This is a genomic window from Streptomyces sp. CB01580 (assembly GCF_001905795.1).
GTDB lineage: Bacteria > Actinomycetota > Actinomycetes > Streptomycetales > Streptomycetaceae > Streptomyces.
This window is the reverse complement of the sequence record NZ_LIXJ01000028.1, coordinates 2284-14914: the sequence shown is the minus strand read 5'-3', so window position 1 is coordinate 14914 and position 12631 is coordinate 2284. Positions and strand designations below refer to the sequence as shown.

The window sequence follows — 12631 nt, the reverse complement described above, 5'->3', positions numbered from 1 at the left end:
GCACGCCCGCATGACTTTGCACGAGCGGCTGCCCGCCGCGGACACCGACGGCCCGCACGAACCCCTGCCCGACCCGGTCCCGCTCATGGGCTGCCCGTACAAGGCCGACCCCTACCCGCTGTACGAGCGGATGCGCGAGGCCGGCCTGGTCCACCGCGTCCTCTTCCCCAGCGGCGTACAGGCGTGGCTCGTCACCGGCTACGAGGCCGCCCACTCCGCGCTGAACGACGACCGCCTCGGCAAGAACCACGACCGCGGCAACGACCGCTGGCGGGAGCGCGCCTCGATCATGCCCGAGCCGCAGCATTCCCAGCTCCAGGTGCACCTGCTGCACCAGGACCCGCCGAAGCACACGCGGATGCGGCGCTTCGTCACCGACGCGTTCACCCCGCGCCGTGTCGAGCGGCTGCGGCCCCGCTTCCAGGAACTGGCCGACGCCCTCGTCGACGCCCTCCCGGAGACGGGTCCCGCCGATCTCGTGGCCGCGTTCGCCGCCGCCTTCCCCTTCCAGGTCCTCGCCGAGGTCATCGGGCTCCCGGCAGAACTGGCGGCCCGCTTCGACCGGGACTGGGGCAAGGTTGTCCAGCCGGTCGGCCCCACCGACGCCGGACGGCCGCACTACGAGGCCCGGCTGCACGGCCTGCAGAGCTATATCGCCGACGTCGTCGCTTACGAACGCGACCACGGGGACGACGATCTCCTCAGCCGCCTGGTGGTGGCCCGCGACCGTCGCGAGCTGTCGCAGGAGGAGTTGGACTCGATGATCTTCCAGCTCTTCGTGGCCGACCAGGAACCGGTCACCAACCAGATCACCACCGCCCTGATCACCCTCTTCCGCCACCCTGCCCAGCTCGCCCGCCTGCGCGACGACCCGGACCTCCTGCCCCGCGCGGTCGACGAACTCCTCCGCTACGACAGTGCCTTCGAGCTGACCACCTGGCGCTTCTTCGAACAGGACAGCGATCTGCAGGGCAGCGAGGTTCCCGCCGGCGACTCGGTGATCGTTTCCCTGTGCGCCGCCAACCGCGACCCGCGCCGAGCGGTACGGGCGCCTCGTCCACCGGCACGGCAGACCGGGCCACTTCGAGGAACGGGCGTGAGCAGGGCGGCGTGCCCGTCGTACGACTCGTCCCGATCCGGAAGGCGTTGGGCACCCGGGTGCCCGGCCCATCCGGCGGGTGCCAGGATGGGGTGTCATGTCTGCTGGCGGAACCCTGCGCGCACTGCGGGCCGCGATGTTCGCGGCCGTCTGCGTCGTGCTCGCCGCCGTCGGCCACGTGCTGATGTCCGGGGCCGGGCTGCCCTGGTGGGTGCTGCTGTCCGGCACCGCCGCGGTCGGCACCATCGGCTGGGCCTTCGGCGGCCAGGAGCGTCGGCGCCGTACGGTGGCCGGTCTGACCGTCGCCGTACAGACGGGTCTGCACATCGGTTTCACGCTCGCGCAGTCCGGCGGGCAGCAGCCCTTCACGTCGGCGGTGAACAGCCCGCAGACCGTCCAGCAGTGGGCCAGGTACGTGCTCTGCGGCGCGGACCCCACGCCGGCCGAGGCGGCCCACGCCTATGACATCGCGGTCCGGGCTGGCCTGACGCAGCATCTGCGCCACACGCCCGGGTACGACGTCGGCGCCATGACCTCCATGGGCCATGACGCGGCCACCATGACTGACATGTCAGGGATGGCGGGCATGCATGACATGGGCCACATGACAGGCGCCGCCCACTGGGGCATGCTCGCTGCCCACCTGCTGGCCGCCGTTCTGTGCGGACTGTGGCTGGCCCAGGGGGAGCGCGCGGCCTTCGCGCTGGTGCGTGCCTGCGCGGACCGCGCGTTCGTACCGCTGCGGCTCGTGCTCGCCGTACTCGTACCGCTGGCGCGTCCGCCCGCCTGCCGGCCGTCGCCGCGGTCCCGGCGGCGCCTGCGGCAGCTCGTGCTCGCCCACACCCTTACCACCCGGGGGCCTCCCGGGGCGATCGCTGTCTTCTGACAGCCGGATCACCGCCGTCGCGCTCGATGCGGCGGCGGTCTCCCGTGCGCGCGTCCGCGCGGACGGATCTCCCCACTCGCACGACGGCCGATGGTCTTTTGGACCCATCTCGGCCCGACCGTGCGGGATCTTCCCAGGAAGGACCACGGGACGATGAGCCCTGCCCTGCCCGCCGTGACCGACGAGACGGTCACCGCGTGGGCGCTCGCCGCCGCCGGCGGCGACAGCGAAGCGGTCGACAGCTTCGTGCGCGCCCTCCAACGCGACGTACGCCGCTATGTGGCGCACCTCGCGGATGACGCGCAGGCCGCTGACGACCTCGCCCAGGACACGTTCTTGCGGGCGTTGAGCTCGCTGCACCGGTTCGAGGGCCGTTCCTCGGCCCGTGTCTGGCTGCTCTCCATCGCCCGCCGGGCGGTCGCCGACAGTCTGCGCCGTGCGGCCTGCCGCCCGAAGGCGGCCGACACGGTCGACTGGGAGGGTGCCGCCGAGCGCGCCCAGCCAACCGACCTGCCAGGTATCGACGAGGGCGTCGCCCTCATGCAACTGGTCGACTCCCTGCCACGCGATCGGCGTGAGGCATTCATGCTCACGCAGGTGTACGGGCTGCCGTACGCGGAGGCCGCGGAAGTGGCACGGTGCCCGGTCGGCACGGTGCGCTCCCGGGTCTCCAGGGCCCGGACGAGCCTGGCCGAGATGATGGCGGACGAGCCCGGCATCACCTGCCGGGCCGAGGCCGCTGTGGCCTGACGGCACGGCCGGGCCGTCGTTCCGGGCGGTGGCCCGGCTCCGGCCGGAACGGCGGCTTGGCCCGTGCCCGCGTGTGCTCCTTGGAAGCGTGCTTGCCTAGATGGTCGTGGCGCCGGACCCGCTCCGGCGGCATGGCGGTCACGCGGGCGGGGCGGCGAGCCCCGACATCGGTTGTTGCGGTTTTGTTGCGACAGGGTGCGGGGTGTCGTGACAGTCCATGGAGCTAAAGGGTCTGACTGGATTTTCGCTGGTCAGGGAGGCTCTCCCTCAAGGTCTTGGTGACTTTTTCGGTGCCGTCGCAGATGGCGGTGAGCGCGGCTTGGCGGACCAGCCGGGTCAGGCTCCCGATCCGCCCCGCGGTCCGCTGATGGAGATGGGGGCGTGGCGGGGGAGGGCACCGGGCCGGTGCTGCTGGAGGACGAGGGCGTTCTCAAGACGGGTGATCAGTTCTTTGAAGGGCTCGTGTGTCCCGCGCCGGGCGGGCAGCGGCCCGCACTCGATGAGCGAGGCCAGCCCGGCGAGCCTCGCCCCACGCGCACCGTTGAACAAGGCGGTCGTGGTGACGTCGATGCCCACGTACACGGACGTCGCACCGATGCGTTCGGTGAGGTCTTCGAGGAGGCCGGCGGTCTGGGCGCCGGTGGTGCGGGGGTTGAGGCGGTGGTGCTCGTCGACTTCACCGACCGCAGGAGCTCGTGAACCGCCTCTGAACTGCGACGATTCTGACTCCCCTTCTGCGACGGGGAGTTGGGTTGGCTGCGCGGGTGAGAGCGGGCATCGATTGTCGATGAGTCTTGTTCAGGGCGGTGACCCGACCAAAGCGTCCCGGCACACTATTCGAGTGACCTTCCAATTGGTGCCCGGCACCGGGCTCGTTCTCCCTGCGAATGCAGGCGTCCTGCGATTCGGCATGACCGAGCATGCGGCGCAGTGGACGGCGTCAACCCTGGCGGACATCCGCGCCGGCGGGTGGATCTGCGGAGCGCACTGGACCTTCTTCTTCGTTCACCGCGGCGTCCTGGTCACGGCCTATGCCTGCACGGCTTGTGCCGAGCAGGCCATGGGGCACCTGGCTGTCGAGCGGACCGAGAGGGTCCCGGACCGAGCCGCTGACGTTCCGGTCGCCTTCGGAGACTTCGACCTCTTCGGCTACCCAATCCACGAACTGACCGAGGTCCTCGACCCGTCGGACCGCAAGCTCCTACTGCCCGCAAACGTCAACCCTCACAGCACGCACTACCTGTCCGCCGTACGCCTCGACGCGTGCGAAGGTGACCGCTAGAGGCAACGCCGTTCAGTTAGGGCGGGGCCGGGGGTGCCAAGGGCTGCTTGTGAGCATGTTGATGGTGGCTTTGTAGGTGGTTCGGTCGATGGCGGGTCCGCATGCGTTGTATTTGGAGATCGCGCGTTTGAGGATGCGGTCTTTGGCGCGGACCCGCCGGGCGGGCAGGAGTTGGGCCAGGACGTGACGGCCGATGGTGCCGACCAGATCAATGTCGGTGCCGGTGATGATGCCGGCGGCAAGGAGGAGCTCGTCCCGGGCGGCGGCGAGGGCGGTGGTGAAGCCGGCCCGGTCGGGGTCGGTGCCCGGGACGCTGTCGGTGGCGTCGGTCATCGCGGTCCGCAGTGCCTGGTAGGCGGTCAGCAGGGCCCAGACTTCCTGCTCGATGCCGTCCGGGGTGCGGGCCCGAAGGACGCGCCCGCCCAGGATCGTGGACTTCAGTTCCGCGTACGCGGTCTCGATCGCGCGTTCAACCCCGGTCTGCCGCCCGCCGAGCCGTTCCCGATCCCGGTGCACTCGGGTGACATCCGGGTCGATGTGCAGGCCGCGCTGGCGATGCTCGCTCCCGTGTGGGGCCTGAGGCCGCTGCTCGACATCGACGAGGAGACGGCGCGCAACGATCTGGCGCGGGCCGCCGTGATGGCTCTGTCCTACGTCGCCCAGTCGGCGCGCGGGCAGGGGCTGCCGATGGTTCCGCAGAGCGAGATCGACAAGGCGCAGTCGGTGGTCGAGCGGTTCATGATCCGCTGACGCGGCGAGCCGGACCCCAAACACGTGAAGGCCGTGGACGCGTACTGGACGTCGGCAGCCGAGCACGGCATGAACGCGTCCACGTTCACGGCCCGCGTCATCGCCTCGACCGGCGCCGATGTGGCGGCGGCGCTGTCGGGCGCGGTGGGCGCGATGTCGGGGCCGCTGCACGGGGGCGCGCCGTCCCGGGTCCTCGGCATGATCGAGGAGATCGAGCGGACCGGCGATGCCACCGCGTACGTCAAGCGGGCCCTGGACCGGGGCGAGCGGCTGATGGGCTTCGGACACCGGGTCTGCCGGGCGGAGGACCCGCGGGCGCGCGTTCTGCGGCGTACCGCCGAGGAGCTGGGCGCGCCGCGCTTCGAGGTGGCGCGGGCGCTGGAGAAGGCCGCGTTGGAGGAGCTGCACGCGCGGCGCCCGGACCGGGTGCTGGCGACGAACGTGGAGTTCTGGGCGGCGATCGTGCTGGACTTCGCGGAGGTCCCGGCGCACATGTTCACATTGATGTTCACGTGCGCGCGCACGGCGGGCTGGTCGGCGCACATCCTGGAGCAGAAGCGCACGGGGCGGCTGGTGCGTCCTTCGGCGCGGTACGTGGGGCCGGGCTCGCGTGATCCGCGGGAGATCCCGGGGTACGAGCAGCTGGCGGATCTGGGGAACTGAGGCCCGGGTCCGGACGGACGGGAGACGCCGCGGCACCCCCGTCCGTTCCATTCTGTTCCGTTCCGATCTTGCCGCGTACGCAGGCCGTGCGGTGCTTGTCCAGGCAGAGGCCGAACTCGGCGAGGACGCGGGGGGTCGGGTCGGGCCATCCCCAGAAGGTGAAGCCGAGGGCTGCCGTACGCGAAGGCGTTGTCCATGTCGGTCCATTCGGTGAGCGGGGACTCGGCGCGGCAGTGCGTGCAGCGGACCGGCGCGTCGCCGCCGGTCAGCCAGGCCTGCTCGGCGGCGGCGAACGGGTCCCAGGCACCGGGGACCAGCCAGACCGGTCCCCGTTCTATCGGCTGCGCGTCACGCAGGGGCACATGGGCCACATCCGGTTGCGGGTAGTAACTCCGGGAATGATCTCCGACCGGCAGGACGCCCTTGCCCATCGCAACCAGCGTGAGCATTTCGGAAAACGACCCTCCGAGCCGTGCCGCGCCCGTCACGCACCTGTGCCGCACCCCTCGCGCGCGCCCTGTGCCATGCCTGTGCCGTACCTGTGGCGAGTCTGTGTCATTCCCGCCTCAGTCTGAGATGGCCTCGTGGCGCGCCTCATTGACGCACCGTCGTCGTGCCGCGTCGGCGCGTCCGGTCACATGGCCGGGCGCTTCGCCCAGTTGAACGTTCCGGCTGCCGTATGGGCAGCCCTCACTGCCAGTTAGGCCAAAATGACACACAAGGGACGTATCGTCTCCGCAGTTGCCCTCACCACCCTGGCGCTCGGGCTCACGGCCTGCAGCGACGGCGAGGACGCGGCATCGGCGCAGGACTCGCCGCCGGCCTCCGCCCCGGCGTCGTCCGACCCGGGCAGCAAGAGCCCGTCCGCGGACCCCAGCGACGACGCTGCCGCTCCGGCCGGTGGTGACGTCGCCGCACCGGGCACGAAGTTCAAGATAGGCGACCGAGCGGTCCTGCCGTTCAAGTACGGGACCGACAAGAAGGGCACCGTCGCCGTGACTGTCACGGCGATCGAGAAGGGCGCCGAGGCCGACATGGCCTCCTTCGGTGACAAGGCGAAGGGCATGACGCCCTACTACATCCGGATGAAGGTGGAGAACGTCGGCGGCACCGACCTGTCGTACTCGTCGCTGAGGCTGCGCGGCAAGCTGGAAGGCGGAGGCCCCACGGGCGTCATTCTGATCGGCGACCTCCCGGGCAAGTGCGACAGCGAGACGGCACCCCGCGACTTCACCACCAAGGGCGCGTCGTACGAGACCTGCTCGCTCAGCGCCACGAAGACCGATCCCATCGCGGTTGCCTCGTTCGAGGAGGGTGACGCGTACAGCGACAGCCCGGTCCTCTGGACCAGCTGATCAGCCGTTCCCGTGTCCGCGGGCCGGGCATCCCGTCCCTGACGGCCTGCCCGGCCCGCGGCCCACGCTCTACAGCTTCCCGGCGAGGAGCACGGTGCGGTGGCCGCCCAGCTTGCGGCCGATCTCCCGGGTGAAGTCGGACGTGAGCTCCGCCCAGCCCCAGAACGTGAACCCGAGGTGCCCGCACGCGTAGTAGTCGTCCTCCCAGCTCCACCGGTCGATCCCGGACGGCCGGGCGCAGGACGGGCAGTGCACGATCCCTTCGCCACCGTCCTCGGCCCAGTCCTGGAACCGCCCCTTGAACCGGAGCCAGGCCCGTCAGCCCGGCGCACAACCGGTCGAAGACCTGCTGGTAGCCCAGCCCGGTGAAGAAGGCTGCGGCCAGCAGCAGGTAGACCGTGACACGTGCCGGCACCAGCCGGATCCTGCGCTGCACCGCACCGGTCTCCGCCAGCACCTCGTCGACCATCTCGAACGGGATGATCCGGGTCAGTTCACCGATATGCCCCGGCGCGAAAACTTCGGCCGCTACCCCGACCGTCCTTGTTATGGCAGCCTGTTCCAACAGCGGAGCTCCTGCGGTGAAGATGTCTTGGAGTGACATCCCTCTTCTACAGCAGCTCCGCTGCCTTGTTCACCGGTCTTGACGAACAGCCCCCACGCCAAACTGAACGACGTTGCCGCTAGAGGTCTGCGTCCGCCGCCAGGTCACCGCCGCCCCGGATACGCGCCGCACAATCCGCAGCAGACGAGGCCGCGCACGCTACTACTTCATCGTGCTCCCGGCTGGTGCACGTCGGCATCCACCCGTGCCCGGACCCCGGGCTCACCCGAGAGCCGCCGCACCGGCGTGATACCGGAGGTTGCCCACTGCTGCTGGAGAGCCCACGAGCCCCGGCTCGGCGATGTGCCGCTCGTCGATCTGCATGCCCTCACCGACGGCTCCGCCCGGCCCGCGGTTCGCCGACCGGACAGGGAGCATTCGTACGAGAGAGCCCGGTCACCGACTTGACCGACGCCGATCGCGCGACGGATGACGTGTGAGGCTCCGGCTTCGGCGAGGGTGCGCAGCGTCGAACGGCCGGTGGCGACGCCGAGGACCGGGACTCCTGCGGATCCTGTGGCGGCCACGTCAGCGGGTGTGTTCCCGATCAGCAGGACATCTGCGGCTTCGATCGGGGCGCCGGGGGCTTCCGGCTGCGGGCCATGGCGGTACGGACGAGTTCGGCACGGTCGTCGTGGTCTTCGCCGTGTCCGCCGTACGGGAACTTGATGTGGGCGTCGAGGCCGAGAACGGCGAGTTTCGTCTCGGCGACGGGCCGGACTTTCCCCGTGACGACGGTCTGCGCGGTCAAAGCCGTCCTCGCCTGGAGCAGCGACCCGGGCCTTCACACCGCGGACTGGCCACCAGATCGCACTCCAGCCCACCGGCGCCGCCCGAGCGGTTGCCACCGACGTCCGTACTATCGCCCACCAACTGCCCGACAACCACCTGGCCCGCGCGCTCGCCGACCTCGTCCTCGAAGACACCGAATGCCGCCCCACCACCCCCTGCGCGGCCCAGGGCCGCGCTCACCCCGTGCGCGGTCCGTACGAGCGCCTGGACCGTTTCATCGAAGCAACGGCCCCGCCGGTCGAGCCGGGCGACAGCCGACTCGGTTGCTGACAGTGACGATTGGCCGTGGCAGCGCCCGAAGGCATGGGGCGATGCTGTGTGCTTCCTGAAGCGGTACGTATGAAGCCGCCCCCTCGTGACCGGGGGCGGCTCGTTTGCCGTGCGTCAGTTCAGCACGGGCGGAGCGAATAGATGGGGTCCCACGTCGCGTTCCCCGCCTGGTAGGCCGTGGAGGTCCACCGGACGCTGCCGTCCTGGTTGAAGAACTTCGCGACCGTGCCGGGAGTCTGGTTGTTCACGAACGGGCCGTCGCCGGTCCAGTTGCTCACGGTCCAGGTCTGGCATTTGTAGTAGTCGAACTTCGTGCCGCGGACGAGCATGCACAGGTGCCCGTAGGCGCAGTCCAGGGCGAGCTTGGCGCTCTTGCCGTCGCCCTGCGCCGACTGGGGTACGCGGGTGACGGTAAGGCCGTCATATTCGACCCGGTCGGCCGAGACCTGCCGGCCGCGGGGGTGCCCGGCGAGGACGGCGTCGACCTGCTGCTGCAGGTCCGCCGCCCGCGTGGTGGTCGGCCCGGACAACTGGGGGGCCGCGGTGGACGTTGCGACCGTCGTACAGGCGAGCAGGGCAGTGACCGCGAGCAGTGTCGCAACCCGCTTCCCGTTCTTCATAATTCCTCCATCTTTGTTCCGTGTGGACCTGATGTCCGTTCAGGATCTTCGTCCACACGGGCCCGAAGCCGGAAGGCACCTTCTTGCCGAGCGCTGGCCTCCTGCTGCCGAGCGCACGGACCGCCCTGTTTCTCACCGCGCGTCCCTCGGTCACCACCTCGTTCGGCTGCTTGCATGGTTCCCGATCGCAAGTTCGGTCCTGCGGGGTTGGAAGGCCCTTTCCGCGTGTCTGTGAAGGGTCATGGAGGGGTCGGCCTGTGGGGGAGTGTGGCTTGACACGCCCACTGTTCACGGCGGGACAGCCATGAGACACTCCCCGCCACCAATGGGCCACCTGACCCGTTGCCGGGACACGGCCCGGCAGAAAGGCGACTGAACCGCCCCGGCTCGAATAGAGGCTCGATGCATCCGCGGCGGGTGCCCGCGCAGAGTCGTTCCAGCTGGACTCGGTGAACGTGACGGCTTGCGGAGGATCCGGATGCCACGCCGAGCCACCGCGTACGGTTCCCGCGAGGCTGCTGTCACGGCGCGTCAAGTCAACGGCGAGCCCGACCCGGTCGAACTCCTGGCCGTGAGAGCCGCGAGAGCCGTGAGCGACAAGGTGACCTGGAGCGTCGGCCAGGCTGACGGCGCAGTCGCCCTGCCGGTCGGGCCCTGCGGGACCGCGGGGTGCCGGGCGACACCTGCCCGGCACCCCGCTGGAGAACCTGAGGAAGCGTCAGAGCGTCGACGCCGGGTTCGCCGCCTTGGCGATCTCCCGCAGGTGCTCCTCCTCCTCGTGGCTCAGCGAGGTCTGGATCAGCTTGCCGCCGAACTGCGCCACCGCCGGGACCACCTTGTCCTGCGTCGCGGAGCGCACCAGCGCGAACACCGCGGCACCGCCCGGCGCCATCTTCTGCCCGACCTGGCGCATGAAGTTGTCGTCCACGCCTGTGTCCGTGGACGCGCCCACGGCCGCGCCGGTAGCGCCGCCGACCGCCGCGCCCAGGAACGGCATGAAGAACAGCAGCCCGATCACACCGCCCCACAGCGCGCCCGAGGCCGCGCCCATCCCGGTGTTCGACACCGCTTGGTGCAGCTTGATCTTCCCGTCCTCGCGGCGCTCCACCACGACGATGTCCTCCAAGTCGATCAGCTTCTGCCTCTGTAGGCCGACCAGCTCGTCACGGACCGTCTGCGCAGTGGCGACATCCGGGTAGGCGATCGCGAACAGGTTGCTCACGGCGGACTTCCTTCCGACAGGCATTCGATACGTCCCCCAGAACATTAGCGTGATTCACCGCATATATGCCCGTTTTTCGCCGCTCACAACTCCGCCTGGTCCCTGTCAACCGAGACTGTTTGTCGATGGGATCCGGCATCACTCATTGTTCGGATTCGGCTCCGTGAACAGCGTTGCCATCGGTCCGCGCGTGTCGAACCGGTCGGGAGCAGGTACATCGGCACGCCCGCGCGCGTACTACGCTCCGTACCCATTCCTCACCTTGCGCAATGCCCGACCTGGCCGGCGTGCAGGATCCGGCGCAGGTTCTCCCGGCTGATGGCCGCAGTCACCTCCTCCATGCTCACCGGCCGGACGAACACACTCGGTCGACGCCCCACGACCACATCCGAGATCAGCTCTTGGGGGCGGTCTGGCGGCCCGCAGCCACCAGAGCAATGAGCGGCTCGGCCTGCCGAGGCTGGGACAGCCCTCAGCGGGCGGGGACGCTCGCACGGGCGAGGATGGACAATTCGAACGGGCGGAGCGCGTCGGTCCGTTCCCACCCCGCAGGGTCGATCGTCTCGCGTTGCCGGACGTACTCGACCGGCTGGAGCCGGTGTTCAAGTAAAAGGGCGTCCATCTGCTCGATGCTGAGGAACGTTTGCCAGGGCTCGCCCTGCTCGGCCGCCGCGGCCATGACTAGCTCTGCATACGACTGACCTGTCTCGTCGCGGAGTCCGGCCGGGAGGAGGTGCTCAACGATAAGCTTCGTACCAGGTGCGAAGCCGCTGATGACGGCCAGGGTCTGCCTGATCGCCTCCGAGGTCAGGTACATCGTGACCCCGAGCCAGCTGACCAGCGCGGGTCGGCCCGGGTCAAAGCCGGCCCGCACGAGGTGAGCGGCAAGTGACCGGGCGGACTCCTTCTCGAAGTCGACCCGGGACGAAGAAGGCGGACGGTGGCACCGTCGTCCCCGTCTCAACCAGCAGCGCCCGCTTCCAGTGCTGGGTCGTCGGCTTGTCCACCTCGAACACCCGCATACCGTCGGCCAGTTCCGACCCGTAGGCGAAGGAGTCCAGCCCCGCGCCGAGGATCACGTACTGGTCGACGCCCCGGCTGGCCGGCTCGGCCAGTCGATCCTCGGTGTAGCGGCTGCGGGTAACAGCCGTCGCCCGCGCGCCGGACAGGACTGGGTGCCCACCATAGGACCGGTGGTAGCCGAGGAGTTCTTCGGCACGCTCCCCCAGGAAGGCCTGCGCCAGGGTATCGGCGAAGATCGAGGGGGGTCTTGTCGACGAGGAGGTGTGCCGCGCGTGCTGCGGCCGACATGAGAGCGGTCCGGCTGGGTTGTCCATTGTTCACCATGATGCCGGACATTAGCTCAAGAATTTGACAGAATATCACAAAAACGAAAATTTTGGAAGGGTCTCCGAGTTTTGTTTTGGTAACGAATGTGATCCTCGTGATCCCCGGAATGACCTGCCATTCGGCCCCGAGAAGCGACGGAACCCTACGCATCCTATTTCTTGCGAGAATTCCCAACGGCCAAACAGCGCCGGATCAATTACGGCTCGACCTATGGAGCAGAGCCGCTAGTGTCTCGTGATCTGGTTCGTGTCACCTGAAGCTCTTTGACTCGTTGGACACTGCGTGAACCTCTCTTCGGAACAGGCCGCAGAATTGCGGACGTTGACGGCGGACCGGCACGTGACGGCGGATGTGGCGCTGCGAGCCCGCATCGTGTTGTGGGCGGGCGAGGGCCGCCGCCGCAAGGACATCGCCGAATTGGCGGGGGTGTCCGCCCGGACGGTGGACCGAACCAGGACTCGGTACGCGGAGGGCGGGGTGGCGGGTCTGGTGGAAAGGAAGCGCGGTGGCGGAAAGGAACAGGTGCCGCCGCAGACCCGCGGCCGAGTGATCGCGCTCACGAGGATGACTCCGCCACCGGAATCGGGCCTGTCGCACTGGTCGACGCGCACACTGGCCGATCACCTGAAGCGTCGCGAGGGCATCAAGGTCTCCTTCCACTATGTCGCGCGCATCTGGCGGGAGGAGAATCTGAAGCCGCACCGGTCGGGCACCTTCAAACTGTCGAAAGACCCCGCGTTCGCGGAGAAGGTCGCCGATATCGTCGGGCTGTACCTGGACCCGCCTGGGGGCGCTGTCGTCCTGTCGGTCGACGAGAAGACGCAGGTGCAGGCGCTGGACCGGACTCAGCCGGTGCTGCCGGTAGACGAGAACGCCGCCATGATGTGAGCCGAACGGCACGACGACGTGTCGGACGGACGACGGCGCGTGAAGAAGCGGGGGACCTCGCTTCGGGGGAACGGAAGGACGTGAGGTCGATGAAGATATT

Annotated in this window: 12 protein-coding genes and 5 pseudogenes; 8 read left to right on the top strand and 9 right to left on the bottom strand. The window is 69.3% G+C overall.

What is annotated here, in order from left to right; translation table 11 throughout:
• Positions 1 to 10: 10 nt before the first annotated feature.
• The 5 genes and pseudogenes from AMK22_RS29930 to AMK22_RS29910 all read left to right on the top strand — a co-directional run.
• Positions 11 to 1039 (top strand): annotated as a pseudogene (locus tag AMK22_RS29930) (cytochrome P450); the annotation flags it as partial.
• Between the two features lie 436 nt (positions 1040 to 1475).
• The gene (locus tag AMK22_RS41245) at positions 1476 to 1985 is read left to right on the top strand and encodes a hypothetical protein (RefSeq protein ID WP_242434179.1); all 510 of its coding nucleotides are present in this window, start codon (positions 1476 to 1478) and stop codon (positions 1983 to 1985) included.
• A gap of 153 nt (positions 1986 to 2138) precedes the next feature.
• A complete protein-coding gene (locus tag AMK22_RS29920; RefSeq protein ID WP_073790155.1) occupies positions 2139 to 2735 on the top strand; it encodes a sigma-70 family RNA polymerase sigma factor in 597 nt (198 codons plus the stop codon).
• 405 nt (positions 2736 to 3140) lie between these two features.
• A complete protein-coding gene (locus AMK22_RS42130; protein ID WP_158072087.1) occupies positions 3141 to 3434 on the top strand; it encodes a hypothetical protein in 294 nt (97 codons plus the stop codon).
• Positions 3435 to 3645: 211 nt separating this feature from the next.
• Positions 3646 to 4017 (top strand): hypothetical protein, encoded by a 372-nt coding sequence (locus AMK22_RS29910; protein WP_143203606.1) that lies wholly within the window; start codon positions 3646 to 3648, stop codon positions 4015 to 4017.
• A 12-nt stretch (positions 4018 to 4029) separates the two neighbouring features.
• On the opposite strand, the gene AMK22_RS29905 is transcribed toward AMK22_RS29910, so the two are convergent.
• Entirely contained in the window at positions 4030 to 4533 is a 504-nt protein-coding gene (locus AMK22_RS29905; protein WP_242434186.1) for a hypothetical protein, read from the bottom strand.
• Between AMK22_RS29905 and AMK22_RS29900 the strand changes: the two are divergent.
• Positions 4474 to 5430, top strand: a pseudogene (locus AMK22_RS29900) (citrate synthase 2); the annotation flags it as partial. The gene AMK22_RS29905 and the pseudogene AMK22_RS29900 sit on opposite strands and share 60 nt — an antisense overlap.
• Before the next feature lie 710 nt (positions 5431 to 6140).
• Positions 6141 to 6785, top strand: coding sequence for a hypothetical protein (locus AMK22_RS29895; protein WP_073790152.1), 645 nt, complete (start codon positions 6141 to 6143; stop codon positions 6783 to 6785).
• A gap of 69 nt (positions 6786 to 6854) precedes the next feature.
• On the opposite strand, the gene AMK22_RS40235 is transcribed toward AMK22_RS29895, so the two are convergent.
• The 8 genes and pseudogenes from AMK22_RS40235 to AMK22_RS41870 form a co-directional block, all read right to left on the bottom strand.
• Positions 6855 to 7040, bottom strand: a complete 186-nt coding sequence (locus AMK22_RS40235; RefSeq protein ID WP_199883352.1) for a hypothetical protein — start codon at positions 7038 to 7040, stop codon at positions 6855 to 6857.
• 109 nt (positions 7041 to 7149) lie between these two features.
• Positions 7150 to 7254 (bottom strand): annotated as a pseudogene (locus AMK22_RS41235) (transposase domain-containing protein); the annotation flags it as partial.
• 682 nt (positions 7255 to 7936) lie between these two features.
• The gene (locus tag AMK22_RS29885; RefSeq protein WP_073790150.1) at positions 7937 to 8140 is read right to left on the bottom strand and encodes a hypothetical protein; all 204 of its coding nucleotides are present in this window, start codon (positions 8138 to 8140) and stop codon (positions 7937 to 7939) included.
• A gap of 430 nt (positions 8141 to 8570) precedes the next feature.
• A complete protein-coding gene (locus AMK22_RS29880; protein ID WP_073790148.1) occupies positions 8571 to 9071 on the bottom strand; it encodes a hypothetical protein in 501 nt (166 codons plus the stop codon).
• Between the two features lie 718 nt (positions 9072 to 9789).
• Positions 9790 to 10293, bottom strand: coding sequence for a DUF1269 domain-containing protein (locus tag AMK22_RS29875; RefSeq protein ID WP_073790146.1), 504 nt, complete (start codon positions 10291 to 10293; stop codon positions 9790 to 9792).
• Positions 10294 to 10446: 153 nt separating this feature from the next.
• A pseudogene (locus tag AMK22_RS42440) lies at positions 10447 to 10526 on the bottom strand (Uma2 family endonuclease); the annotation flags it as partial.
• Positions 10527 to 10765: 239 nt separating this feature from the next.
• Positions 10766 to 11167 carry a class I SAM-dependent methyltransferase gene (locus tag AMK22_RS41875; protein ID WP_274535450.1) on the bottom strand — a complete coding sequence of 134 codons (402 nt, stop codon included), beginning with the start codon at positions 11165 to 11167 and terminating at the stop codon, positions 10766 to 10768.
• Entirely contained in the window at positions 11151 to 11630 is a 480-nt protein-coding gene (locus AMK22_RS41870; protein ID WP_274535449.1) for a class I SAM-dependent methyltransferase, read from the bottom strand. Before AMK22_RS41870 ends, AMK22_RS41875 begins: the two co-directional genes overlap by 17 nt.
• Positions 11631 to 11925: 295 nt before the next feature.
• On the opposite strand from AMK22_RS41870, the pseudogene AMK22_RS29865 reads away from it, so the two are divergent.
• Positions 11926 to 12507: pseudogene (locus AMK22_RS29865) on the top strand (IS630 family transposase); the annotation flags it as partial.
• Between the last annotated feature and the right edge of the window lie 124 nt (positions 12508 to 12631).